Below are 24,544 nucleotides of genomic sequence, written 5' to 3'. Positions count from 1 at the left end.
CACTTTTCGTTTGTATTGGCAGGGTTTATCGAATTCTAGAAGGGATTTGAATACAGCGTGATAGGTTCTAGATACAACAAAGCCCGCTAAAATAGCGGGCTTTGCGTTTAAATTTGGTGGGTCCGACCAGATTCGAACTGGTGACCCCTACCATGTCAAGGTAGTACTCTAACCAACTGAGCTACGGACCCAAATTTTATGTTCGGCATACTTTGGTTTTAGTATGGCTTTAAGGAGTGGTGGGTCCGGGCGAACTCGAATCGCCGACCCCTACCATGTCAAGGTAGTACTCTAACCAACTGAGCTACGGACCCATTCCTTAAGAACGAGAAGGATATTAGCTATATCCTATGAGGGGTGCAAGCATAAATTCATTAACTTTGAATCGTTTGGCGAAAATCTAAACTCAACACCCGTTTTCAGATGATTTTATCGTCAAGCCTCAACTTGAGTGAGGTTAAAAGTGTGATCTACTTAACTTTTGTGTTTTGGGTTAATTGTCGTAAGGCACTTCACTGAGCATCCAAATTTGCAAAACTTGCGATACGTTTGGGCAATCGCCAAACAAAATTTGGTATTTAGGCTCGAACGGTTCACCAATAAACGTAGTACGAATCAGTTTGCCCGTTTTAAGATCCACTTGAGTACTGACTCGCCCTTTAAAGTTTTGGAAAATCGCAAACTGCTCACTGTGGTAAACCATCTGCTCACGATAAAACAAGAAATGGTCCTGAGGTGTATCAGTTAATTGGCATTCTAGTGGTTTGAGTGACTGCTGTGCATGACTACTGAACGTGAGTAGCAGCGCTGAAAGAATCCATCCATATCGCATAACGCTTCCCTATTCTTCTTTCTTCATCAAAGTATAGGAGTTACCAGAACGGATGTTGATAAGTGTTGCGAAATGCTATTTTTAATCTTCATCACACATTTGAACTGTATGTATACACATGTCTTTCAATTATTCTATGATTCGTCGATTTTTTCGTTAAGAGTTAAAAAATGATCCAAAATCTTGAGCCTGGCATTCGAGAGTTAGTAGAAGAATTCCAATCCAATGGTAAGCCTTGCCCTTCAAAACAAACTATTGCTGATCGACGAGCTGGTTATCTCAATAGCACCGTATTAGCGGGTAAAAGCGCTATACCAGAAAGAGAGTTCTTGGATGTAGTGAATGGCATTCAGGTCAAAGTGTATCAGCCAACCAATGAAGATAACTTACCGCTCACGATTTATTTTCATGGTGGTTGCTTCATCAGTGGTGGCTTTGAAACGCATGACGCTCAGTTGAGACAGATTGCCGTTCAATCCAACTCGATCGTCATCTGTATAATGTATCGACTCGCACCAGAATACACATATCCTGCCGCGCACGATGACGTATACCAAGCTGTACTTGGCATTAAGGAGCAAGGACACAAATATGGCGGGAATCCAGAACGAATGGTATTTGTGGGCGATAGTGCCGGAGGCCAGTTAGCTTTAGCGACGACGTTAAGGCTTAAAAAATTGACCACTTGGTTACCAGAACAGCAAATCCTGATTTACCCAATGTTGGATCCAAAAGGCAGCTCTCAGAGCTACAAAGAAAACGGCTCTGACTACATCATTACCGCAAACATGCTTCTGTCTGGTTTTGATTTGTATACCAACAACGATCCTAAAGTGCTTTCTGAGCCGGACCTAAACCTTATGAGCGCAGACTATCGAGGATTACCTCCTACGACAATTATCACCGCAGAATTTGATCCCTTACGTGATGAGGGCGAAGCATTGCACGAATTAATGCTTGCTCATGGCGTAGAGGTAAATTGTGAACGCTACTCAGGCGTTATCCATGGTTTCTTTCAACTCTCCGGAGTAAATGAGTCTGCAAGGCGCTGTATCGCTTCAATTTCAAAACAAATCAAAACTCGCAGAGTTCCAACCGCTTAATTCGGTTTACTTCTCACTCTCAATGAGGCGTAGAGCAACACGAAAAAAGGCTTCAACTAATCCAGTTGAAGCCTTTCTCTATTTCATTCTCTAGGATAAGAAATGTTTATTCGTCTTCCGTATCAAACACCACGTTGTAGTTTTCGGTGTAGGTACAGTTTGGTTGACGGCTACAAGTGAAGAAGCGTCGGCCTTTAAACTCACCTTGGCTTGCGGTTCTGATGATCATCGGACTGCCACACTTTTTACAAAAGCGGACTTCTTTATCCGGTTCAATCAGATCAATGTGCGCTGCCAATAAACGACGTAAACGCCCTACTTGGTAGCTGTGTTTTACCGATGCGCCAATCAAAGGAAGGTTTGCCGATTTACACACGTGCATCAGCAGTTTTTGGCGCTCGACTTTGCCTTTATGCAGCTGCTGACCGTTATCAAGCTCAATAATTACTCGTGGTTCAAGCGTTCTAGGATCGCAGATAACGTAATCGAAGTAGCTTCGTGAAATCCGGTTACTGGCAATGAAGAACTGCTTTTTGTTCTTAATCTCTTTTGGTGCAATCAACGTTGCCATGTTTACTTTGGCAAACACCACAGCATGATCACCAACTGCCGCTCTTAACGCATTAAAAAACGCCCCTTCTTGCCCTTTTAATAAAGGACCTTTCGAACGGTATGGGAAGTCTCGCGTGTCATCGTTTTTGATCACGTACTTTTGAATGATAAAGAAGAAAACAACAAGTAGAACAACAATGATAAAGATGTTGGTCATAGATAAAGTGCGCCCAAAACAACTAGTTGCTCAAAGCCTAAATGGAAATTTTAACCAGAGCAACAAAACCGATAAATTTTGCGGGGTGATGATAACAGTAGCGAACGTTTTGAACACGATTTTTACGTCAAGTTGAGAGAACAAAAACGGACTCCATTAAGAGCCCGTTTGTTAATCATTGAGATGTAGAGAGAGCGCTAGCTGTTCGCGTCAGGTTGATTCTCTGGCATGGCATCAATAAACGCTGGCAGTTGATTACATGCCTCTACAACCGAGCTAATAACCGGATAAGGTGTCATATCCACCCCAAAACGTAACGCATTGTACACTTGAGGCACTAAGCAAATATCAACAACAGAGGGAGAGTCAGTCACACTGTAGATACAGTTTCCATGTTGTTGTCGATGCTGGTTTAGCTTCTCTTCTAATGCTGTAAAGCCTTGATTTACCCAATGATGAATCCACTCGACTTTCGTCTCTTGGTCACACGACAGCTGCCCTTCTAGGTACTGCAATACGCGCAAATTGTTGAGTGGGTGGATCTCCATCGCGATATCCTGAGCCATAGCCAAAGCATGGTAACGAAGTGGCGATGGTTCTGGAACAACTCGAACTTGCGGATACTGCTCATCGAGATACTGAATGATGGCAAGAGATTGGTTGAGTTGAATATCACCATCCACCAGCACTGGCACAAGCTCAGAGGCGTTTAACTCATGGTATTCCGCGCTATGCTGCTCGCCCCCATTACGTCCCAAATGAACCGATTTGGACTCATAGTTCAGCTCTTTTAAGTTCAAACAAATGCGAACTCGATAAGCCGCAGAAGACCGCCAATAGCCATAGAGAGTGATGTTATCGCTCATACTTACCTTGCCCCTCACTCTCAGTGTTTTAGGTATTGGCTGACTTGCTGATCAATCGCACCAAAGATCGAGTTGCCATCTGCGTCAAACATCTCAAGCTTGATAGAGTCACCAAACGACATAAAGCTCGTCGACGGTTTGCCATCACGAATGGTTTCAATCATGCGCACTTCTGCAATGCACGAATAGCCTACGCCCCCCTCCTCGATAGAGGTACCATGCTCCGTGCCCTGCTTATTCGATACTGTGCCCGAGCCAATGATTGCACCCGCAGAAAGTGGACGGGTTTTGCTGGCATGGACAATCAAATCAGCGAAATCAAACGTCATATCTACGCCTGCATTTGGGCAGCCAAATGGTGCATTGTTGTAGGTTGAAACCAAAGGCAAATGAACTTTGTTTTCATACCATGCTTCACCCAGTTCATCTGGCGTTACTGCAACAGGAGAAAACGCCGACGACGGTTTTGATTGGAAGAACCCAAAACCTTTTGCCAGCTCTGCGGGGATCAAACCGCGCAACGACACATCATTGACTAGCATGATAAGGCGAATGGATTCTTGTGCTTCTGCGATGCTTGCTCCCATCGGCACGTCACCGGTGATCACGGCAACTTCACCTTCGAAATCGATGCCCCACTCGTCGCTCGCAAATTCGATGTTGTCGCAAGGACCGATAAATGCGTCAGAACCGCCTTGATACATCAAAGGGTCGGTCCAGAAGCTTTCTGGCATTTCTGCACCACGCGCTTTACGCACTAGTTCTACGTGATTGACGTAAGCACTGCCATCCGCCCATTGATAGGCGCGAGGCAATGGTGACTCTAGATAGTGGGATTCAAACGCTTCACTTCCTGAAACCGAACCATTGTTTAGCGCGTTATAAAGCTCTTCCAATTGTGGAGCGACTTTATCCCAGTTATCCAATGCCACTTGCATGGTTGGTGCTAGATGCATCGCGTGGAAAATTTTGGTTGCCGGAACACATTGTGTCAGGTTTTTGCTCACGACCATCAACAGACCATCGCGAGTACCATTTTTCTTGGTTGCTAATTTCATCCTTGCCCCTTACTTCTCTTGCCAGCTATAGACGTATTCTTTGTTTTCAACCTTATCGAGCTCGTCAGAAAACTCTAACGCGTGACGCGTATCAATCATCACTGCCACTTCATCGGTAAACTTCTTCTTATACTCCTGACCCGCTTTGAACGCTTTCGGGTGAGGACCGTGGGTAAAACCTGCTGGATGGAAAGTCACCATACCTGCTTCTATGTTGTCACGGCTGAAGAAATCCCCTGCGTGGTAAAACAGTACTTCGTCATAATCGTCATTGTTATGATAGAACGGCACCTTCAGTGCACCAGGGTCGCTCTCAATTGGACGAGGTACGAACGTACACACAACGAATCCAGCACCAACGAACGTGGTGTGAGCAGAAGGTGGTAAGTGATAACGGTGCGACATCAAAGGTCGAATATCACGCCAGTTCACTTTCACCACTGCCAAGTCACCGTGCCAACCAATCGCATCAAGCGGGTTGAATGGATAAGTAATCACGCTGACTTTATCATGGCGCTTCACATGAACTTGAGTTTGATCTTCAGAGTACTGCGCACGAAACTCGTCGTTAATTGACGGCGTTTCCAGGACGGCTGGGTCGAATACAGCGTGATTGCCCACCATGCCTTTTTCTGGCAAAGAATAAGCAGCATCGGTGTTTTCAATCATCAGAACAAACATTGGTTCACTTGGTTCTAATCGCCAACTGGTCGAGCGTGGGATCATTACGTAATCGCCTTCGCTCACTTTGAGGTGACCATAGTCGCAGTAAAGATCTGCCGTGCCGTGATGAATGAACAGCAGCTCATCGCCATCGGCGTTACGCACCAAGAAGTCCATCTTCTCATCCATACGCCATACACGGATCTTACAGTTGGCGTTGTGTAGAAGATGCGGCACTGCCCAAGGCGAAATCTGACTCGCCGTTTCGACTAGGTTGAAATCGAACGCGCGCGGACGTAAATCGCCCTCCCACTCAGACCAACCTGTCGGTGCGTGTTGATGATGAAAGTGTGCCGCAGGGCCGAAAAATCCACTTCGACCTGCTTCACGTTCGTAAATTGCCTCTTCCGGGAAATCAGCATGTGCTTGCTTGGAGCTGATTCCTTCACGATGAGGGAATGTGATCCATTTATGCATCGCTTAGTACCCCTCGGCGGATTTGGTCTTCTTCAATCGATTCAAACAAGGCTTTGAAGTTACCCTCGCCAAAGCCTTCGTTACCTTTACGTTGAATGATTTCGAAGAACACCGGACCAATTACGGTCTGGGTAAAGATTTGCAGCAAGATGCCGTCTTTGGTTGGCGCGCCATCAATGAGGACTTGCAGATCACGCAGTTTGCTGACGTCTTCCCCATGTCCTTTTACGCGTTCGTCGACTTTCTCGTAGTACGTATCTGGTGTCGGCATAAAGTCCATGCCACGATCACGCAGTGTTTGAACGGTTTGGTAGATGTCATCGGTGGCCATCGCGATGTGCTGAATACCTTCACCGTTGTATTCACGGATGAACTCTTCAATCTGGGATTTGTCGTCAGAAGACTCATTGATTGGAATGCGGATCTTGCCACACGGTGCGGTCATTGCGCGGCTAACAAGCCCTGTCAGCTTCCCTTCAATGTCAAAATAACGAATCTCGCGGAAATTACCAATGCGCTCGTAGAATCCAGACCACACGTCCATGTTACCTTGCTTCACGTTGTGGGTCAGATGGTCGATTTCGTACATACCAACGTCTGCTTTCGCTAGGCGCTCTTCTGCATCGTCATAGAAACGGAAGTCAACATCGTAAATGCTCTGTTTGCCGTAACGGTCAACGAAGTACAGAAGGCTTTCACCAATGCCGTAAATTGCCGGAATGCTCAGCTCCATCGGACCGATTTCTGTTTTGTACTCTTCACCGCCGTTATCCAGCGCCTGCTTTAGTGCTACGTTCGCGTCTTGCACACGAAAAGCCATGCCACAAACTGAAGGACCATGAACTTTAGCGAAACCTTCTGCCTGACTGTGCGGCTGAGCATTAACGATAAAGCTGATGTCACCTTGTCGGTACAGCCAAGCCTCTTTAGAACGGTGTTTTGCGATCTCTGCAAAACCCAACGAAACAAACAGCGCTTTCAGTTGTTCAATACCTTCGCTGTCCGCCGCTGTGTATTCCACAAATTCGAATCCATCCGTGCCTAATGGGTTGTAGGTGTCCACCATGACTTTCTCCTTATGTCATTGTTGTGTTTGAACATACGTTCTCGTTCGATATTTCTAACTTGGCGCAGGAGGAGAAAAATTGGAATACATGAGTGGAAATCTGGCTTTACGCCGTTTTAAACGGAAGTTGTAAAATTTATGTTACACGCAACTTTGTAATAGCAAACGTTTACGACAATCATACGGAAAGCTAGCTATATCAATGCATTATCATATACCACATCAATTTACACACCGCAGCAAGATGTAAACAACTTGTTACCGCGGCGATTATTTTGGGCAGTAACGCGCATTTATCATTCAAACAAGGTTCCGTTAAGGATATTTATATGGAATGCAAGACGATAAGTGTTAGTATCGTTTTTTTAACCACAACATTGGCAAATAGTTATGGCACGCCGAACTCACGCAGATACCCAAATTACGATCAACACCATTCTCGATGTCGCGACAGAGCAACTGATTACGCTTGGCTACGAGAAAATGTCTTACACAACGTTGAGCGAGCAATCGGGAATATCGAGGACGGGGATAAGCCACCACTTTGCAAAGAAAGCCGATATCCCTCGCGCTCTGCAAGGCAGACTGCTGAAAATGTTGGTGGATAAGCTCGACCTGTCCGGTAGCGAAGAGGCATTTGTCAGTAGTTGGAAGCAACATTTCGAAGATTCTGAATTCATGGCGATCTGGCGCTTGGCATTCTTGATGACCGTTTGCGAGCACCACACTCCTTACCTCAAAGACTTTCAAAATCAGGTAGAGGCAGTGGCTTCTTACAAGTTGCACAAAGATAGCCAACGCACGGTTGAGTGGTTGATTGGATTAACTCTGCTAAGCATTCATCGATACGAATAAAGTCAAATCAATAGTGAAGCCGAGTACCCTACTCGGCTTTTTGCTTTTTTAGGGTGTTGAATACATAAAAACAAAAGGTTAGCAGCATTGAAACTAAAGCGACCGAACCCTTTGCAGAGTTCGGTCTATCCAGAAAGGCAGTGCGAGAGGACATGAATAAACAGAGATTGTATTAATCCACATTCGTGACATTGCTTCAATAAATAGAGGGTAAATTACAATCAGCTCTACACATATACTGCTAACTTTTCATCAATTACAAAAATAGCTCGACTCTGTACATAAATACTGAAGTACTTCAGTTAAAACAGAGACTTTCTCGACATATAGAGATTCGTAAAAAGCTCACATCATTCTTCTACGTCCTATTCCCCCTAACACTGATTTCATACGTACCTCTTACCCTCGTGCTTTCCTAGCTGTTATTTACTTTCGTGACCGCCGCATCAGATCCGGTAATTCACAGGTCAGAATAATGTCAGGCAGAGGTGTTTTTTGATTCAAGACAGTTTTCACATGGATTAGCTGTGTAATAAGAGGTGTTCTGTTCCCTTTCGGGCTCGCACTCTATACCGTTGCGGTCTCGACCAAGAAAGAAAGAGACATCCAAATGACACAAATTAATCAAGAACGTTTAGTTGAACATTTCTGCCAACTGGTTCGCATCGACAGCGAATCTATGAATGAAAAACAAATTGCAGAAACTCTGGCTGAGCAACTGGGCGAACTAGGCTTTACGGTTCACAAACTACCAGTACCAGAACACATTTCTAACGGTTTCAACGTGTACGCACGTCTAGAAGGCAAGAAAGAAGGCTCTATCCTAATGAGCTGCCACATGGATACAGTAACGCCTGGTATCGGTATCGAGCCAATCATCGAAGATGGCATCATTCGCTCTAAAGGCAATACGATCCTTGGTGGTGACGACAAATCAGGCATCGCAGCGATCATGGAAGCGGTTCGCTGCATCCAAGCTGAAAACCTAGAGCACAAAACGTTAGAGCTTGCTTTCACTGTGCATGAAGAAGGCGGCCTGTTCGGCTCTGAGTACTTCGACATGACGCACGTAACGTCTAAAGAAGCGATCGTGCTGGATACAGGCGGTCCTATCGGCACTATCGTGACAGCAGCACCTGGTCAGCAAAAAATCGTTGCGACAATCAAAGGTCGCCCAGCACACGCGGGTCTAGCACCTGAAGAAGGCATCAGCGCAATCATGGTAGCGGCAGATGCAATCAACCAGATGAAGCTGCTTCGTATCGACGAAGAAACCACAGCAAACATCGGTATGGTAAATGGCGGTCAAGCGACAAACATCGTGATGCCAGAACTGAAGATCGTTGCTGAAGCTCGCTCTCTAAACGGTGAGAAGCTAGAAGCGCAAGTGAACCACATGATCTCTACCTTTGAGTCAGTATGTGAAAAACACGGCGCAGAAGTTGAAATCGAATCGAGCCGCGCATACGACGCATTTGTTATCGAAGAAGACAATGCTCACGTGTCAGCAATCAAAGCGGCATTCGCTGACATGGGCATCGATGCATTCACAAAAGGCACTGGTGGCGGTAGCGACGCAAACAACTTCAACAAGAAAGGTCTAACAACGGTAAACCTTTCTACTGGTATGGCGAAAGTACACACCACTGAAGAATTCATCGCCGTTGACGACATGGTGAAAATCACTGAGTTCGTTAAGCACTTCCTAGTGAAATAATCTAGAGAATAGAGCGAAGTTTACGCTGAATTTGAAACGCTAATGCTGATCCCCTTCTTGCTTCGCGCATGAAGGGGATTTTTCGTTTCTATTCGCTTTATTCTCTTCATTCTCTCTTTGACCTGCCTTCTTACCAGATAATCTGACTGTGCCAAGTCGGCATAAATTCACGAATTGAAATTCTACTGGCTCACTTTTTGATACCAAAAAGCTCAGCTTCTAACACCCTGTTACAGGTATGTTAAAACTCGATTGTCTGAACAATTTATACAATATACATTCAACTCACCTTCAAGGATGAATCGAGTGAGGAAAGGATGAAACTACCTAAGCTACTTTTGTTGGCATCTGTGATGAGCCCAATGTTTGCGGCTCCGACTTATGCCGTGCCGTACCCATCGGGCGTGACACTCGCTGAAGCACAAGAGATCACTCTTAATAACGGTGCAGAAGTGACGTCTATCGATCCGGCGAAACAAGCAGCTGAGCCCGCATTTAACCTTGGTCGAGACTTGTTCGAAGGGTTAACCATTCAAGACAAACAAGGAAAAACCATTCCCGGCGTTGCGAAATCTTGGTCGGTGAACGACAACAATACGGTCTACACATTCCAGCTTCGTGATGCGAAATGGTCGAATGGTGACAATGTCACTGCACAAGACTTTGTCTACAGTTGGCAGCGTCTACTCGACCCCAATACGGCTTCCCCTTACGCTTGGTTTGCCGCGATTCCAAACATCCAAAACTCACAAGCCATTGTGAAAGGCGAAGCAACACCGCAAACACTTGGCGTAAAAGCGCTAGACGACAAAACCTTCCAAGTGACGCTTGAAAAGCCAATTCCATTTTTTATCAAGCTGCTTAGCCATCCGGTTCTTGCTCCAGTGCATCAAGCCACGGTTGAAAAATACGGCAGCAACTGGACGCAACCAAAACACATTGTTACTAATGGCGCGTTTACCGTTTCTGAGTGGAAGGTAAACGAAAAAATGGTGATGGTGAAAAATCCATATTATTGGGACGCAAGCAACGTCGTGTTGGATAAAATCACGTGGCTGCCGATTGGTGATGCCAATGTTGTGCTTAATCGCTATTTAGCGGGGGAAATAGACCAAGTGATGTCGATTCCTTCTGCGCAAAAGAAAAAGCTGCTCACCAAGCTGCCACAAGAAGTCGCAGACACCAGTGCGTCACTTGGCTCGACGTTTTATTACCTCAACACCCAGCAGGGTCCAACCAAAGACCTGCGTGTTCGACAAGCCCTATCCTATGCCATTGATCGCAAGATCTTAACCGACGCGATTTTAAGAAACGGTGGTATCCCGATGTTTACCTTAGTGCCGCCACAAACCGATGGCTTTCAATCACACACTCCCGAATACGCGACATGGACAACGAATCAGCGTATCGACAAAGCCAAACGCTTATTAGCAGAAGCTGGTTATAACAAAGCGAATCCACTCAAACTCACTTTTACTGTTCCTACCTTCTCTAAAGACGTGAGAATGGCGACAGCAATGGCCGGCATGTGGAAAAGCCGCTTAGGCGCGCAAATCACCATCAAACAACTCGAGCCTAAAGTGTTCTACGCATTAAAAGAGCCAACTGAAATCACTCGTGGCGGATGGACCGCAGACTACAACGAAGCTTCAACATGGCTCGATATCTTCGTCTCCAATGGCGAGTATAACGATTCACGCTACAACAATCCCAAATATGATGAGTTGATGTCACGTTCTAAAACCATGAATGATCCCTCAAAGCTGTATCTACAAGCAGAAAGCATGCTGATTGAAGATATGGCGATTATCCCGGTTTACCGTCCAGGCAACGATCAATATTTGATCAAGCCTTATGTTGGTGGCTACGAGCGTACTAACCCCGAGTCCTCGTACTACCGCAAGAATGTCTATGTGAAAGTCCACTAATGGCATGCTTTCGGCCTGAGTCGGCTCGGTAACACGCACTGACATTGCGAGTACATGGCATATCGTGTCGAACTTCTCTTCTCTCGGTGATGAGCTCAGGCCAATTTTTTTCTCTTTCTCGACGTGACGACATGTGACGTCGAATGACCAAAGGATGATGGATCATGATTTGGTACATTCTCAGACGATTAGCCATCGCGATTCCGACGTTGTTGTTTATCGCTTTGGTCTCTTTTTGGTTGATGCATATCGCACCCGGCGGACCGTTTGACATGGAGCGTCCTATGCCGGAAGTGGTTCGCGCTAACATCGAAGCCAAATTTCACCTCGACGAACCATTTTTGGTTCAGTTCTGGATTTATATTACCAACTTCGCTCAAGGCGATTTAGGACCAAGCTTTGTCTATCAAGACTTTACGGTGACTCAGTTGGTCGCTCAATCTTGGCCGGTCTCTGCCCTGCTCGGCGTTCTGTCTTTTTGTATCTCCGTACCACTTGGTATGTTGCTCGGCACCATTGCTGCGTTAAAACGCAATAGCCGCTTAGATTACGGGTTGATGACCCTTTCCATGACGGGTGTTGTTGTGCCAGCTTTCGTCCTCGCGCCAGTATTGGTGACGATATTTGCGATTCATTTAGGTTGGCTACCTGCCGGTGGTTGGGAAGGAGGACAACTCGCTTTTCTCGTTCTGCCAGTGCTAAGTCTTGCGATTGGCTCTATCGCCAGTATTGCTCGTGTTATGCGCGGCGCCATGATTGAAACACTGAATCAACCTTATATTCGTACTGCAAAAGCCAAAGGGTTATCGACCGCATACATCTTGTTCCACCATGCACTGCGACCGTCATTGATCCCCGTCGTCGCCATGCTCGGTCCAGCTTTCGTCTCGGTTGTCACAGGTTCGGTCATCATCGATATCTTTTTTGGTACTGGCGGTATGGGGCAACACTTTGTCTCCGGCGCACTGAATCGCGATTACGGCTTAGTCATGGGTATTACTCTCATCGTTGCTTCACTGACGATCTTTTTCAACCTTGTGGTCGACTTGCTCTACACCGTTATCGACCCGCGTATCCGAGTTTAGGAGCCGAGCATGTTATCGATTAAAAAGCTGGATACTCAATCCTTACAAGACCGAGTTGTTAATAATATCGAGGCCGTAGAAGGTCGCAGTCTGTGGCAAGACGCGTGGACTCGCTTTCGCAGAAATCGTGCGGCAATGACCTCCGTTTACGTGCTTGCGTTCATCATCTTGTGTATCACCTTTGGTCCTTCACTTGCTGCCTTTGGACATGATGAGATTGATTGGAACATCCTTGCTGACCCGTACGAGTTAGGGAAACCCTCTTTGAGCAGCGGGCACTATTTTGGTACCGACGACCTAGGACAAGACCTGTTTGCCCGCACGATGCAAGGTGGTCGCCTGTCGATTTTGGTTGGCTTTGTTGGTGCCTTGGTTGCCGTTGTGATTGGCACCATTTGGGGCAGTATTTCCGGCTATCTAGGTGGCGTGGTAGACAGCGTAATGATGCGTATCATCGAAGTGCTCGACTCAGTGCCATTTATGTTCATGGTCATCCTGTTCGTAACCTTATTTGGCAACAACATCTATCTGATCTTTATCGTGATTGGCATGGTCTCATGGTTAGGTATTGCCCGAGTGGTACGGGGCGTAACCTTCGGCATCAAAAAGCGCGAATTTATTGAAGCAGCACACTCCATTGGCGTATCTAAATTCACCATTGTGCGCCGTCATGTGTTGCCAAACGTGCTTGGGATCGTGATGGTCTACTCCTCCTTAATGGTGCCCGGCTTCATCATGTTTGAATCCTTCTTGAGCTTCTTAGGCTTAGGTGTTCAACCGCCAGACACCAGTTGGGGAATCTTGATTTCAGAAGGCGCAAAAACCATCGACGTGGCATTGTGGATGCTACTTTTCCCATCGCTGTTTTTGGTCGCAACCCTGTTTTGTTTTAACTTCATCGGCGATGGCTTACGCGACGCCCTTGACCCGAAAGATCGATAAGGACTTCCCATGCTATCAATTGAAAACATGAACGTGCGCTTCGATACGCCAGACGGACAAGTGCAAGCGGTCAGCAACCTCTCCTACACGATTCAAGCGGGAGAAACGCTAGGTATCGTTGGCGAGTCCGGCTCAGGCAAGAGCCAATCGGTGTTTGCGCTAATGGGGCTAACAGCTGATAACGGGAACGTCTCGGGCGAAGCGCGTTTTCATGGCGAGAACTTACTCGCGATGTCGAAGAAGCAACTAAACCGCATTCGCGCAGAGAAAATCGGCATGATCTTTCAAGATCCGATGACCTCTCTTAACCCATTTATGAAGATTGGCAAACAGCTTAGTGAAGTGCTGATGGTGCACAAAGGAATGAGCCGAAAACAGGCCATAGCAGAATCCATACAGATGTTGGATGCAGTGCGTATCCCTTCTCCGGAAACGCGCATGAACCAATATCCACACGAGCTTTCTGGCGGTATGCGCCAACGTGTGATGATTGCCATGGCATTACTGTGTAAACCGGAACTGCTTATTGCCGATGAGCCCACAACCGCACTCGACGTAACAGTACAAGCGCAAATCCTGACGCTATTGCGCGAGTTACAACAAGAGTTCAACACCGCCATTTTGCTCATCACTCACGATATGGGCGTAGTCGCTGAAATGTGCGACCGAGTTTTAGTCATGTACGGCGGACAGAAAATGGAACAAGCCGATACGGACACCTTGTTCGCCCAGCCAGCTCACCCTTATACACAAGGGCTTCTAAAGGCGATCCCATCGATTACAGAAGATATGCCTCGTTTGCCAACCATTGCCGGTAACCCGCCGAGCGCTCTGATCAATCACAAGGGCTGCCCGTTTAGAGAGCGCTGTGACTATCGTGAACCACGTTGCCAAACAGAAACGCTTCGGTTCGCTCCCGTTACCGGGCGCCAATCCATCGCCTGTCATGTCAAAGCGCAAGGCAGTATTTCTCTTATTCATCAATCGGCTTAAGGAAACGTTATGACCCAGCAAGAAGTGTTACTGTCTGCCCGCGACCTGAAAGTCCACTTTCCAGTATCGCGCCATATCATTCCTAGTCGAAGAAAGATCGTCAAAGCGGTGAACGGCATTGACTTAGATGTGTACCGAGGCGAAACCCTCGGCATTGTCGGCGAATCCGGTTGCGGAAAGTCCACATTGGCGCGCGCCCTACTTCGTTTGGTTGAGCCGACACATGGCACCCTGACGTGGAAAGGTGAAGATATGCGTGGTTTTGGCAAAAACGCACTCGCCCTTCGTCGTCGCGAATTCCAGATGATATTTCAGGATCCATCAGCCAGCTTAAACCCGCGCTTAACCATTTCAGAATGTGTTGCCGAACCACTACTAACGCACGAACCAAGGCTCAAACGTGCCGAAGTTGAAAAGCGAGTCATCGCCATGATGGACAAAGTAGGACTGCTCGCAAGCCAGCGTAACCGCTACCCGCATGAGTTTTCTGGCGGGCAGTGTCAACGTGTCGGCATCGCACGAGCTTTGATTCTTAATCCTGACTTGGTGGTGTGTGATGAACCCGTGAGCGCACTTGATGTGTCCATTCAGGCGCAAATGATCAATCTACTCGATGACCTCAAACAAGAAATGGGACTAACACTGGTAATGATTGCCCACGACCTCAGCGTGGTACGTCATATTAGTGATCGCGTAATGGTGATGTATCTGGGTAAGCCGATGGAGGTCGGACGTTACGACCAAGTATTTGATGATGCGCAGCACCCTTATACCAAAGCGCTGCTCTCTGCTGTGCCAATCGCCAACCCTCAATTAGCACGCAACCGCGAGATCCAATTGCTGCCCGGCGATCTCCCTTCCCCGCTCAGCCCTCCGAGCGGTTGCGTCTTTCGAACCCGATGCCCAGAAGCAACCCAACTCTGCGGGCAGCAACGCCCTGCAAAAATTGGCTCTGAGCAACATCATATCTATTGTTCAAACATGATTTCAGGAAGTCTTTCATGAATACAACAAACTCGGTAAATCAACGCCTTTCATCGCTGCGAGATGCGATGGCAACTTATAATGTTGCAGCTTATATCGTAACGAATAACGATCCTCACAATAGTGAATACTCTGCGGATCATTGGGCTGGTCGAACATGGATTTCTGGTTTTACCGGCTCGGCAGGCAACGTTGTAATTACCACTCAAGGCGGTGGATTATGGACCGATGGTCGTTACTACATTCAAGCCGAAGAACAGCTTCATGGTACTGGACTCAACCTATTTAAAGCTCGTCAACCAGAGACGCCAAGCATTCCAAAATGGTTAGCCAGCACGTTAGAAGCCGGCAGTACCATCGCGGTAGATGGGCGCTCTATCAGCTATGCATTTTACCAAGAACTCAAACAAGCGCTTGAGCCTAAAAACATCCAGATTATCCTCGACCTCGACTTACTGACACCGATCTGGCATGACCGCCCTAGCAGACCAGCTGAGAAAATCTTTGAGCACCCTGTCGCCTTTGCCGGCATAGAGACCAAGCAAAAGCTGGCAGACCTTCGCGCTTGGCTTGGCGACAACCGCGTTGACAGTTTGTTAGTGTCCACGTTAGACGATGTAATGTGGACGCTAAACATTCGCGGTGCAGATACTCCTTACTGCCCGGTATCTGAAGCGTATCTTGTTGTGGAAAAATCGCGCGCTACCGCATGTATCGACAAAGCGAAGTTACCAGCTGAGATAGAAAAACAACTCAACGAGCAAGGTGTCAGCGTTCGTCATTACGACTACGTGAGCCAATATTTGAATCAGCAATGTGAAGGGCTATCTCTCGCGTTTAACCCAAGCTACACCGACAGTTTATTAGTCAGTGCAATTGAGCAAAACGTTTCACTAAAGCCAATGGCTTGCCCGGTCACCGACATGAAAGCCAGCAAAAACCCGACCGAGCTAGCCAATCTCGAGCAGTCATTGAAGGACGATGGTGTGGCAGTAGTGCGGTTCATGAGTTGGCTAGAAGACCAAGTCCCAAGTGGGCTTGTTACTGAATTGTCTGCTGAGGCGCAGTTAAAAAGTTATCGCCGTCAAACTCGCCATTATGTGAGCGACAGTTTTCGCACCATCGCAGGCTTTGCTGCCCATGGTGCCAAAATGCACTACGCTGCCGATGAAGAAAGCAATACCGTCATCAACGAGACCAACTTCTTTCTTGTCGACTCTGGCGGTCAGTACCTTGGCGGCACTACAGATATCACCCGTACTTTCCATTTCGGGTCACCGACCATTAAACAGCGCAAAGACTACACCTTAGTGCTCAAAGCGGTCATCCGACTGACTCAGACTCGATTTATGAAAGGCTCTACGGGTGCCAATCTCGACATCATGGCTCGCGGTGTGTTGTGGCAGCATGGCATCGATTATAAATGCGGCACGGGACATGGCGTTGGCATTTGCTTAAATGTTCATGAGGGTCCACAAAACTTTTCGCAAAGCCATCGCGAAGTGGAACTGAAACCAGGCATGGTGATCACCAACGAGCCGGGCGTATATCGCGAAGGTGAATACGGCGTTCGTATCGAGAACATCATGAAAGTCGTGGAGGTCGAGCAAAACGAATTTGGCACATTTTACGGTTTTGAGACCATTACCCTCGCCCCGATTGCCACCAGCATGCTCGATGTCACCTTACTTAGCCAAGACGAGGTGGATTGGTTAAATCACTATCACACGCAGGTTTACAAAGCGCTCAGCCCATCAATAGATGCGCATGACAAAACTTGGCTACAAGGTGCAACCCAGATGGTTGAAAAATAGCGTTTTCTTCATCTCCAATTTCATTTTCATTTCAAACTCTTGTTAATTTCAAATAACTTAGTTTGATTGCCAGTCCTCGGGCTGGCTTTTTTCTTCTCGCTGATTCAATCCTCGCTACAAATCCCTTTTTTCTTAGAACAACATGCCATTCGCATACATAGGAAACATCATTTTTTATAGAACGCTATTTTCATTGATACCGATGAAAACAGTGCGCGCCGTTACTTTATGCAAAAACGTCCGGGAGTGAACAGCGCGTTGCCAGCTCAAAACACCTCTGACGCTGATTGGCAGTACTTGGAGCACTTCTAAGCCTTAACCGATATTCAATATGAATAAAAACGCCCAGCACAATGTAGACTCGTGCTGGGCGTTTCATTTTCTGTTGTTACTAGGACCAGTTGATCTTAATTAACAGAAACAATGTTTACTGACGACAACCTGAGGTATCAAAGTCCACTACAATCGCGGCATTTTCAAACTCACCAGAGACTTTAACGTACCCCCAGTAATTGCGCTGATTGGACAAGGTAATACACTCAGCATTACCCGCATTGTCTGACCACGCATGGTGATTGGAACCGTTTGGCCAACCATCATTGCTGTACTCAATTTTTAGGTCGCCTACCCCATTTGCCGTGGTGATTGCCATGCTGGTGTGCTCATTGACCGCTGGGATACTCAACCAAATGGTTTGTTGCGTCGCCAAACACGCCGCTTGTCCCGCAGTTAAGCGTCCACCACTGATTTTACTTTGCACTGCACAATCTTGTGGTAGCGCATCAGAACCACCCTGCGCCGTAATAGTAAGACTGTGTGTCGTACTTGACGTTAGCCCATCATTATCAGTCACGGTTAAGCTGATCGTGTACTGCCCTTCACTGCCATATTGGTGCGACGGCAGGGTTTGTGTGCTGGTCGTGCCATCACCGAAATCCCACAAGACGCTGACGATCTTCCCGTTTGCATCCGTGCTGTTTTCACTGCTAAATGTAATGCTTTCACCGAGTTTACCCTCACTGTTTGCGGTTATGACTGCATTAGGAGCATCACCAGAAACAAGAGCTTGTTGCCACTGTTCAAACTCGCTCTGGTATAAGATTGCCCACTGATTAATGGTTGCTTTGTAATTTGCCCAATTACCCTGACGAGTTTCTATCAGCATTTGATTTACGTCATCTTTATGTCGCTCAAACATGAATCGAACCGCCAAGTAACCCCAGCGATAAATTCTATCGACATCAAAGCCATCATAACTGGTCTCAAAGATCTCGCTGAGCGTAAACGTTGACCCATCTTTGATGGTATCTATCGCAACTTGGTTATCGTTTTCCTTCGACACATATTCGGCAATACCCTCACTCCACCACACGATTCTTTCAGTTGGATGACCGAAGCCGCCATAAAGGTCAAATCGTCCATCAAGGTAATGAACATACTCGTGCTCTAGATTCCACACAAAGTGATCCGGATTGGCGTAAGGCGCTTCATAAGCAACAAAATTAGGGATGTTCCCCGGCGTTGATGGATCGCCCTCAAGGTACATTCCCCCATTGTTGGTACTGATGTTAAAAATCGGTCCTGCGTATTTGCCGTAATCATCGCTTGAATCAAAGATGTTGACCTGCAATTGCGTGTTGTAGTCATCCGCAACAGGTTGTCTTCCTGTCTCAAGTGAAGTGTGGAAATACCCTTCTTCGTACCCCATCTTCGAACAAGCCGCGACGTGTTGCTCTTGCGTCATGTTCTGCGACAAAATACGAATGGTAGGACTACATGTGTACGATTGAGAAAGCACCAAACCTTTCAACTGGGACTCAAAGTTACAAATTCCATAGTCACTACAATCCGCGTAATAAGAGACCGTATCGGCAGCGCCAAGCCAAATGGCATCACCTCTACCGTACATCTCGTATTGAGCAAAGATCTCGGTCAGTTTGCTTTTCACTGTACTGGAAGCACTACCGGAATATTTGGTTAATCGTCCTAGCTCACGACCAGCATTCGCTGCCATAAACTCATCACTGGCACCGATAGCTGACGAGCGTAGCGCAAAGTCCCCTAGTGCTTTAACAAGCTCCGTCTGATTGCCAATGGTTTGCACAAATTGCTCATTCCACTGACCACCAAACAAAATGGTAAATACGCCATTCACTGCATTACGCATGTACCAGTTCTGAGCGTATTGACTGTCCCAGCGAGTGAGCCACTGCGTAATCTGTGGTAGGTAGGCATGCTGGAGCCCTGCACTGTCCATAGTGATAATGACTTCACTGAGCACCTTGCCATGTGGGTCACTGTTCTCATAGAAGTTCGCATTGTTAACGAAGGCATCGACGGCTTCTTTTACTGCAGGGGTCACCCAAGAAAGAAACGAGACCTTGCTGTTGTAAAACTCAGCGTAATAACCTGCTCGTAAATACAGGAACAAAGCTTCAAGCTCATCACTGCCGCCCCCAGCGTAGGCTTTCGCTAAATTGGTCGTGTGCTTTGCAATGTTGTAAATGTGCCCAGATTCGAACGCCGCTTCTTGTATTCGACTCTCGGCTGAGAAAAGCGCATTAACACAACTTGCTCCTTGGGTTTTGATTGCGTTGAGCACATCATTGCTACTGTTCGAAGTGAAAGCTTCTACATCACACACGTTTGCTGCCTGCTCCGCAGACCGAGTAGAAAGGGTACGAAGGGTCGGTCTCGGTTGCTGGGGAAGCAGCTTAGTTGGTGCATAATCTGGCAACGCTCTATCATTACCGTTTTGATGAGCGTGATGTTGATATATTTCTGTGACTTGCTGCGATGGCTCACTTAAAGCAAGCGCATTCGTACTAGCAAAGAAGGTCGCCATTGCGGCGGTGAGATTTTTTAGTTCCATCTTTATTCTTCTATATGATGAGTTCCTTAAATGCCATTACCACTTAGGCATCACCATTTACTCTTCTCACGACAAAGAGCACTCTCATATAAAGCGCCTGGAGCTTTAAAAGAAACAATTCATTAACATTCAAGAGCTTTGGTCTCAGTTTCTAGTACTCAATCTGCCAGAAGACGAACTTTATAAAATCCATTTGCTTGATTGATGTTTGTCGACTAGCTATTGGTAATGCATCTAAGCGAGCATTGGTGTTCATTTAAAAGCAAGTTACACTACGCCCTCTTTTCCTTTTCTGACGCATTCCCATGACTGACGCTGATATCGAGCTGCAACACCTTTGGTTAGAAGTCCAAGCTGAGCGCTGGCAGAACCTGTCACGCTTTTTGTTTAGCTATTACTGCTACAAACACAACCTCGTGAGTAAAACCAATAAAGTGTGTTGGGAAACTGCCCGTGCTTCACTACCTTGTTCTAAGACAATTACCGAGCTCAAACATGCGGTTATCGAACCATTGATACCAGAAGATACGGTCGTTGGACTATTAAAAACCATCAGTAAAGATGGCGACATGAGCTTTGAAATAATGACGAGCACACTCGACACATTTTTGCGCTATGTTGTGATCAGCAAACAAGAAAAAGCCCAGCTTAAAACCAACATGCCAGCAAGTTGGTATCAGCAAGAGATCAAGCCATTAATGGCACGTTTTGAGCTCGCGGGAATTGTCATTTAAGGTACGTCGATGCAATTACAAACCCTAGGTAAAGGACGCTTCGAGGCGCAATGGAGTGAAGATAAGCATCTCATCGAAAAAACGATCCGAGATTGCATCTGTACGCGCCGAATTTTTGATGAAAACGAAAAGCTCCTCACCCAAGGTGAACACGTCGAAAACTTATATCTGGTCGATTCCGGCCGTATCTCCATGGGCGTCACGGCAAGAAACGGCAAAACCTTTCTGCTTGGCACGCTTGAATGTGAACAACAAGTCTTTGGTGAGATGGAGTTCTTTACTGGCTACCGCTGCCAAATGGACATCGTTCCGGTAGAACCGGTTGAAGTTGCGATTATTGACGCGCAAAAGCTGCAAAAATGCTTGTTAGAACAGCCTCGACTGTCGCTTTACTTTGCCAGCGCCATCGCGATTGATTATCAAGATACGGTGGAGATTCTTTCTCGCCGATTACTCTACCCAATCACCTATAACGTGGCGTACGACATTTATCATCAGTATTTAAATGATCTGCCAGTGGATGGGTTCCAAAAGAACTATCTGGAAGCGGAGCGATTTGCCACCTCAGATCGTGTTTATCGTCGCGCAGTGAAAGAACTAGAGAACAAGGGCTTTATCGCTAAAGAAAAGAAAGGATTACGTATTCTCGACTTGGACGGACTGCGTAATTTTGTCGAAGAATAGCTGAGTTCTTCACTTGTCAATGAGAAAAGGTCTGCACAATGCAGACCTTTTTAATTCGCTCGCTTTAATTAAGCGGTTTGCGTTTGCTCTACTGTCTTAAACTTCATTGAAACCACCAGCATTGCGACGACTACCGCGTAGATAACTGGGATGGCGTACATCACGGTTTGCAGACCAACCACGCTTTCCATTACTGAACTGATAGCTGGGCTGAACATCGCACCTGCACTGCCGCTGATTAAGATGTAAGACACGTTCTTGCTGGTTGCATTGCGCACAAACGAAACACCGTAAGCGATGAAAGCATTGTAAAGCGCAGCACAAGCAAAGCCGTAACCGTAAGTCAGGTATGACAACCATTCTAGTTTGTCCGTGGTGACGATAACGCTGGTGATCACCATAGCAACAGAGATGATAGTCAGTAGGAAAGTTTGAATCTTCATGCGCGAAACAATCACGGTAGAAACCAATGCACCAACCAGAGCTGCAGACCAGTATTGAGTGATGATGTTGCCAGCTTGCTCAAATGGAATATCAAACTTCTCTTTCACGAACATTGGCGCCCAAGTTAAGAAGGTGTACAGCGCTAGCATACCTAGGAACAAACCTACGCCACCGCTAATGATGCCGAAGTTCCATTCAGATTTTGCTTCTTGTTCAGAGCCGCTTTCGCCACCACATTGGTTAAAGTTAGTCAGCAAAGCAACAAACATGGTTGCCAACGCCACAACGCCCACGCTTAGGTAACTGATGCTCCAGTTCATTGCGTTCGTCAGCGCGTAAGTGGTGATCAATGGGAAAACGACGCCTGCAATGTTAAAGGTCGCGTCTTGAACCACCAGCATGGTGCTTTGAATTTTGTCTTTCCATACCGATACCACGATAGTACCCGCGATACAAAGACCGACACCGCCACAGAAGCCAATCACAGTCATGCCGAGCATCACGATAAACAGAGAAGGCGCAACGTATAGACTCAGTGCCGCAGCGGCAATCGCGCCGTAACACAGTACCGTCATGCGTTTGATGCCGACTTTTTCAATCAAAAAGAAAGCAGCGATAGTACCGGCAAGTGCGCCGCCGTTTAACAGTGAGAAAATCGATGCGACTTCGTTAACGTTCGCATCAAAGGTGTTGGCTAGCGGTTCAACCAACATACCAAATTGGGTCGCAAAACCCGCCATAATGAAGTTAGCGAGAAAGCTAATTGCGGTGAGTGTTATTTTATTTTTCATAATTCACTCCAAGGGCTCATAGATAGATGTTCTTAGTATTAGAGAGAGCCAGCGAGCCAGCTCTCAAAGAAAACTTAATTGTAGGGTTAAGCTTTAATCGCAGTTTCTAGCGCAATTTCAATCATATTGTTGAAAGAAAGCTGACGCTCTTCTGCTGTGGTTTCTCCGCCAGTAATGCAGTGATCAGACACGGTCAAAACCGCCAGCGATTCAATGCCGAATTGGTGTGCCAAGCCGTACAAGCCCGCCACTTCCATATCCACACCAAGTACGCCAAAGCGCTCTAGGGCTGGAATCATGTCTTCATCCGGATCGTAGTAAAGATCGCCTGTGAAGATGTTACCCACTTTGACATCAATGCCCTTCTCTTTCGCTGACATGTAAGCGTTATGCAGAAGTTCAAACGTTGCAGACGTTGCCATATGGTAGCCACTGCTGCGCTTAGCATTCGTCGGTGAATCTGTGCCTGCCGCTTGGGCTAGGATAACATCACGCATGTGAACGTCTTTTTGCGTCGCGCCGATGCTGCCGATTCGGATGATGCGTTTCACACCAAAGTCATTAATCAGTTCGTGACCGTAAAGCACCATTGATGGAATGCCCATGCCGTGCCCCATCACTGAAATGCGCTGACCTTTGTAATAACCGGTGTAGCCCAGCATGTTACGAATGTCCGTAACCAGTTTGGCGTCATCTAGGTAGGTTTCCGCGATGTATTTCGCGCGTAGCGGATCACCCGGCATGATAACAGTTGAAGCAAAATCTTCTGCAGAACCTGCGATATGAGCAGTCATAATGTTTTCCTCGTTCGTTCTGATGGCGCAATCATAATGAGGAAGCAGGACAAAGTTTCAGGACAAAAGTCCGGTTTGAAAGTACGAGCTCTCATAACTGAGCAAAGCGTCAGTATTCAACGAAAAAAGCGCCCACAAGGAGGCGCATTCGGTCAAAAAAGTGAGTAATTCTTTGCAGAGAAAGCTCAGGGTAACCGCAAAATGGCTTGTTGCTTTAACCAGATTTATTCTTGAATGCCGCGGATACGCACGTTTCGTCTGCGTAGTATTTCTAGCGTAACGAGCAGACACACCGACATAAAAATCAACAGTGTCGCGACGGCAAGTATGGTCGGACTGATTTGCTCGCGAATGCCAGACCACATTTGCCTTGGTACGGTTTTTTGCTCCGCCCCCGTTAAGAACAACGCGACCACCACTTCATCAAACGAAGTGCCGAAAGCAAACAAGCCTCCGGAGATCATACCCGGACGTATTAGAGGAAACGTCACATGCCTGAAGGTATACACCGGATTCGCTCCAAGGCTAGCAGCGGCTTTAACTAAGCAGTGGTCAAAACCACTCAGTGTTGCCGTTACCGTGATCACCACAAACGGTGTACCAAGTGCAGCGTGAGCCAAAATGATGCCGATGTAAGTCTGGGACAGTCCTAAGCGTGTATAGAAGAAATACATAGCTGCCGCCGAGATGATCACCGGAACAATCATTGGCGAGATCAGTAGCGCCATAATGGCATTGCGAAACGGCAAATTACTGCTGGCTAATCCTAGTGCCGCTAATGTGCCAAGCGCTGTAGCAATCAAAGTCGCCATCAAAGCGATGAAGGTACTGTTTTTGAGTGCTAACAACCACTGCTCGTTGGTGAACATCTCTTGATACCATCGCACTGAATACGCCTCAGGGTCAAGATTCAGCATGCCCTCAGTAAAGGTAAAATAAGGTGTAGCATTAAACGACAGAGGAATGATGGTTAAAATCGGTGCGATAAGGAAAAACAGCACCAAACCACAAAAAACCAAATACCCAGCGTAGGCAACTTTCTCACCTTTGGATGCATAATTCGGCAGACCCAT

The 24,544-nt window shown here is 46.8% G+C and carries 21 protein-coding genes and 2 tRNA genes; 11 read left to right on the top strand and 12 right to left on the bottom strand.

From position 1 onward, the window contains the following. Positions 1 to 114: 114 nt before the first annotated feature. From ATB78_RS07025 to ATB78_RS07015, 3 genes are all read right to left on the bottom strand, one after another. A tRNA-Val gene (locus ATB78_RS07025) sits at positions 115 to 191 on the bottom strand. A gap of 46 nt (positions 192 to 237) precedes the next feature. Next, positions 238 to 314: transfer RNA gene (locus tag ATB78_RS07020), tRNA-Val, on the bottom strand. Between the two features lie 179 nt (positions 315 to 493). Then, a complete protein-coding gene (locus ATB78_RS07015) occupies positions 494 to 832 on the bottom strand; it encodes a hypothetical protein (protein WP_009697431.1) in 339 nt (112 codons plus the stop codon). A gap of 170 nt (positions 833 to 1,002) precedes the next feature. Here ATB78_RS07015 and ATB78_RS07010 point away from each other — a divergent pair, with 170 nt between their 5' ends. After that, positions 1,003 to 1,935, top strand: a complete 933-nt coding sequence (locus ATB78_RS07010) for an alpha/beta hydrolase (RefSeq protein ID WP_061008202.1) — start codon at positions 1,003 to 1,005, stop codon at positions 1,933 to 1,935. 106 nt (positions 1,936 to 2,041) lie between these two features. On the opposite strand, the gene ATB78_RS07005 is transcribed toward ATB78_RS07010, so the two are convergent. From ATB78_RS07005 to hppD, 5 genes are all read right to left on the bottom strand, one after another. Further along, positions 2,042 to 2,704, bottom strand: a complete 663-nt coding sequence (locus ATB78_RS07005) for a DUF2726 domain-containing protein (protein WP_005439975.1) — start codon at positions 2,702 to 2,704, stop codon at positions 2,042 to 2,044. A 197-nt stretch (positions 2,705 to 2,901) separates the two neighbouring features. Beyond that, complete coding sequence (maiA, locus tag ATB78_RS07000) at positions 2,902 to 3,570, bottom strand: maleylacetoacetate isomerase (protein WP_061008201.1); 669 nt, start codon at positions 3,568 to 3,570, stop codon at positions 2,902 to 2,904. Between the two features lie 20 nt (positions 3,571 to 3,590). Continuing rightward, the gene (locus ATB78_RS06995) at positions 3,591 to 4,628 is read right to left on the bottom strand and encodes a fumarylacetoacetate hydrolase family protein (protein ID WP_061008200.1); all 1,038 of its coding nucleotides are present in this window, start codon (positions 4,626 to 4,628) and stop codon (positions 3,591 to 3,593) included. A 9-nt stretch (positions 4,629 to 4,637) separates the two neighbouring features. Next, entirely contained in the window at positions 4,638 to 5,768 is a 1,131-nt protein-coding gene (locus ATB78_RS06990; protein WP_061008199.1) for a homogentisate 1,2-dioxygenase, read from the bottom strand. Then, positions 5,761 to 6,834: a 4-hydroxyphenylpyruvate dioxygenase gene (gene hppD, locus ATB78_RS06985; protein ID WP_061008198.1), complete on the bottom strand. Its 1,074-nt coding sequence runs from the start codon at positions 6,832 to 6,834 to the stop codon at positions 5,761 to 5,763. The genes ATB78_RS06990 and hppD overlap by 8 nt, the downstream gene beginning before the upstream one ends. Positions 6,835 to 7,224: 390 nt before the next feature. Here hppD and ATB78_RS06980 point away from each other — a divergent pair, with 390 nt between their 5' ends. The 8 genes from ATB78_RS06980 to ATB78_RS06945 all read left to right on the top strand — a co-directional run bounded on the left by ATB78_RS06980 (position 7,225) and on the right by ATB78_RS06945 (position 17,152). Further along, a complete protein-coding gene (locus ATB78_RS06980) occupies positions 7,225 to 7,689 on the top strand; it encodes a TetR family transcriptional regulator (RefSeq protein WP_009705959.1) in 465 nt (154 codons plus the stop codon). Positions 7,690 to 8,299: 610 nt separating this feature from the next. Beyond that, positions 8,300 to 9,406 carry a M20/M25/M40 family metallo-hydrolase gene (locus tag ATB78_RS06975; RefSeq protein ID WP_005427839.1) on the top strand — a complete coding sequence of 369 codons (1,107 nt, stop codon included), beginning with the start codon at positions 8,300 to 8,302 and terminating at the stop codon, positions 9,404 to 9,406. Between the two features lie 317 nt (positions 9,407 to 9,723). Next, positions 9,724 to 11,334 carry a peptide ABC transporter substrate-binding protein gene (locus ATB78_RS06970; RefSeq protein ID WP_061008197.1) on the top strand — a complete coding sequence of 537 codons (1,611 nt, stop codon included), beginning with the start codon at positions 9,724 to 9,726 and terminating at the stop codon, positions 11,332 to 11,334. 164 nt (positions 11,335 to 11,498) lie between these two features. Then, a complete protein-coding gene (gene oppB / locus ATB78_RS06965) occupies positions 11,499 to 12,419 on the top strand; it encodes an oligopeptide ABC transporter permease OppB (RefSeq protein ID WP_005439957.1) in 921 nt (306 codons plus the stop codon). Positions 12,420 to 12,428: 9 nt separating this feature from the next. Further along, positions 12,429 to 13,361, top strand: coding sequence for an ABC transporter permease subunit (locus ATB78_RS06960; RefSeq protein ID WP_061008196.1), 933 nt, complete (start codon positions 12,429 to 12,431; stop codon positions 13,359 to 13,361). Between the two features lie 9 nt (positions 13,362 to 13,370). Next, positions 13,371 to 14,354: an oligopeptide/dipeptide ABC transporter ATP-binding protein gene (locus tag ATB78_RS06955; RefSeq protein ID WP_061008195.1), complete on the top strand. Its 984-nt coding sequence runs from the start codon at positions 13,371 to 13,373 to the stop codon at positions 14,352 to 14,354. 9 nt (positions 14,355 to 14,363) lie between these two features. After that, complete coding sequence (locus ATB78_RS06950; RefSeq protein WP_061008194.1) at positions 14,364 to 15,359, top strand: oligopeptide/dipeptide ABC transporter ATP-binding protein; 996 nt, start codon at positions 14,364 to 14,366, stop codon at positions 15,357 to 15,359. Continuing rightward, the gene (locus ATB78_RS06945; RefSeq protein WP_061008193.1) at positions 15,356 to 17,152 is read left to right on the top strand and encodes an aminopeptidase P family protein; all 1,797 of its coding nucleotides are present in this window, start codon (positions 15,356 to 15,358) and stop codon (positions 17,150 to 17,152) included. The genes ATB78_RS06950 and ATB78_RS06945 overlap by 4 nt, the downstream gene beginning before the upstream one ends. Before the next feature lie 427 nt (positions 17,153 to 17,579). Here ATB78_RS06945 and ATB78_RS06940 read toward each other — a convergent pair whose 3' ends face one another. Next, the gene (locus ATB78_RS06940) at positions 17,580 to 20,024 is read right to left on the bottom strand and encodes a collagenase (protein ID WP_061008192.1); all 2,445 of its coding nucleotides are present in this window, start codon (positions 20,022 to 20,024) and stop codon (positions 17,580 to 17,582) included. Positions 20,025 to 20,329: 305 nt separating this feature from the next. On the opposite strand from ATB78_RS06940, the gene ATB78_RS06935 reads away from it, so the two are divergent. Continuing rightward, positions 20,330 to 20,758 (top strand): hypothetical protein, encoded by a 429-nt coding sequence (locus tag ATB78_RS06935; protein WP_061008191.1) that lies wholly within the window; start codon positions 20,330 to 20,332, stop codon positions 20,756 to 20,758. Positions 20,759 to 20,767: 9 nt separating this feature from the next. Beyond that, on the top strand, positions 20,768 to 21,442 hold the full coding sequence (locus ATB78_RS06930; protein WP_005439924.1) for a Crp/Fnr family transcriptional regulator: 675 nt from the start codon (positions 20,768 to 20,770) through the stop codon (positions 21,440 to 21,442). A 68-nt stretch (positions 21,443 to 21,510) separates the two neighbouring features. Here the strand turns inward: ATB78_RS06930 and tsgA are convergent, their stop codons facing one another. From tsgA to ATB78_RS06915, 3 genes are all read right to left on the bottom strand, one after another. Next, complete coding sequence (gene tsgA / locus ATB78_RS06925; RefSeq protein ID WP_041055627.1) at positions 21,511 to 22,677, bottom strand: MFS transporter TsgA; 1,167 nt, start codon at positions 22,675 to 22,677, stop codon at positions 21,511 to 21,513. An 86-nt stretch (positions 22,678 to 22,763) separates the two neighbouring features. Continuing rightward, on the bottom strand, positions 22,764 to 23,471 hold the full coding sequence (deoD, locus tag ATB78_RS06920; protein WP_061008190.1) for a purine-nucleoside phosphorylase: 708 nt from the start codon (positions 23,469 to 23,471) through the stop codon (positions 22,764 to 22,766). A gap of 224 nt (positions 23,472 to 23,695) precedes the next feature. Further along, complete coding sequence (locus ATB78_RS06915; RefSeq protein WP_061008189.1) at positions 23,696 to 24,544, bottom strand: ABC transporter permease; 849 nt, start codon at positions 24,542 to 24,544, stop codon at positions 23,696 to 23,698.

This window comes from Vibrio sp. CUB2 (assembly GCF_001557945.1).
Taxonomy (GTDB): Bacteria; Pseudomonadota; Gammaproteobacteria; order Enterobacterales; family Vibrionaceae; genus Vibrio; species Vibrio owensii.
This window is presented reverse-complemented; position numbering and strand designations above follow the sequence as displayed.

Excerpts from the sequence above, each read along its gene's own strand:
- ATB78_RS07015 (WP_009697431.1), bottom strand. The coding sequence starts at position 832 with ATGCGATATGGATGGATTCTTTCAGCGCTGCTACTCACGTTCAGTAGT.
- ATB78_RS07010 (WP_061008202.1), top strand. The coding sequence starts at position 1,003 with ATGATCCAAAATCTTGAGCCTGGCATTCGAGAGTTAGTAGAAGAATTC.
- ATB78_RS07005 (WP_005439975.1), bottom strand. The coding sequence starts at position 2,704 with ATGACCAACATCTTTATCATTGTTGTTCTACTTGTTGTTTTCTTCTTT.
- maiA (WP_061008201.1), bottom strand. The coding sequence starts at position 3,570 with ATGAGCGATAACATCACTCTCTATGGCTATTGGCGGTCTTCTGCGGCT.
- ATB78_RS06995 (WP_061008200.1), bottom strand. The coding sequence starts at position 4,628 with ATGAAATTAGCAACCAAGAAAAATGGTACTCGCGATGGTCTGTTGATG.
- ATB78_RS06990 (WP_061008199.1), bottom strand. The coding sequence starts at position 5,768 with ATGCATAAATGGATCACATTCCCTCATCGTGAAGGAATCAGCTCCAAG.
- hppD (WP_061008198.1), bottom strand. The coding sequence starts at position 6,834 with ATGGTGGACACCTACAACCCATTAGGCACGGATGGATTCGAATTTGTG.
- ATB78_RS06980 (WP_009705959.1), top strand. The coding sequence starts at position 7,225 with ATGGCACGCCGAACTCACGCAGATACCCAAATTACGATCAACACCATT.
- ATB78_RS06975 (WP_005427839.1), top strand. The coding sequence starts at position 8,300 with ATGACACAAATTAATCAAGAACGTTTAGTTGAACATTTCTGCCAACTG.
- ATB78_RS06970 (WP_061008197.1), top strand. The coding sequence starts at position 9,724 with ATGAAACTACCTAAGCTACTTTTGTTGGCATCTGTGATGAGCCCAATG.
- oppB (WP_005439957.1), top strand. The coding sequence starts at position 11,499 with ATGATTTGGTACATTCTCAGACGATTAGCCATCGCGATTCCGACGTTG.
- ATB78_RS06960 (WP_061008196.1), top strand. The coding sequence starts at position 12,429 with ATGTTATCGATTAAAAAGCTGGATACTCAATCCTTACAAGACCGAGTT.
- ATB78_RS06955 (WP_061008195.1), top strand. The coding sequence starts at position 13,371 with ATGCTATCAATTGAAAACATGAACGTGCGCTTCGATACGCCAGACGGA.
- ATB78_RS06950 (WP_061008194.1), top strand. The coding sequence starts at position 14,364 with ATGACCCAGCAAGAAGTGTTACTGTCTGCCCGCGACCTGAAAGTCCAC.
- ATB78_RS06945 (WP_061008193.1), top strand. The coding sequence starts at position 15,356 with ATGAATACAACAAACTCGGTAAATCAACGCCTTTCATCGCTGCGAGAT.
- ATB78_RS06940 (WP_061008192.1), bottom strand. The coding sequence starts at position 20,024 with ATGGAACTAAAAAATCTCACCGCCGCAATGGCGACCTTCTTTGCTAGT.
- ATB78_RS06935 (WP_061008191.1), top strand. The coding sequence starts at position 20,330 with ATGACTGACGCTGATATCGAGCTGCAACACCTTTGGTTAGAAGTCCAA.
- ATB78_RS06930 (WP_005439924.1), top strand. The coding sequence starts at position 20,768 with ATGCAATTACAAACCCTAGGTAAAGGACGCTTCGAGGCGCAATGGAGT.
- tsgA (WP_041055627.1), bottom strand. The coding sequence starts at position 22,677 with ATGAAAAATAAAATAACACTCACCGCAATTAGCTTTCTCGCTAACTTC.
- deoD (WP_061008190.1), bottom strand. The coding sequence starts at position 23,471 with ATGACTGCTCATATCGCAGGTTCTGCAGAAGATTTTGCTTCAACTGTT.
- ATB78_RS06915 (WP_061008189.1), bottom strand. The coding sequence starts at position 24,544 with ATGGGTCTGCCGAATTATGCATCCAAAGGTGAGAAAGTTGCCTACGCT.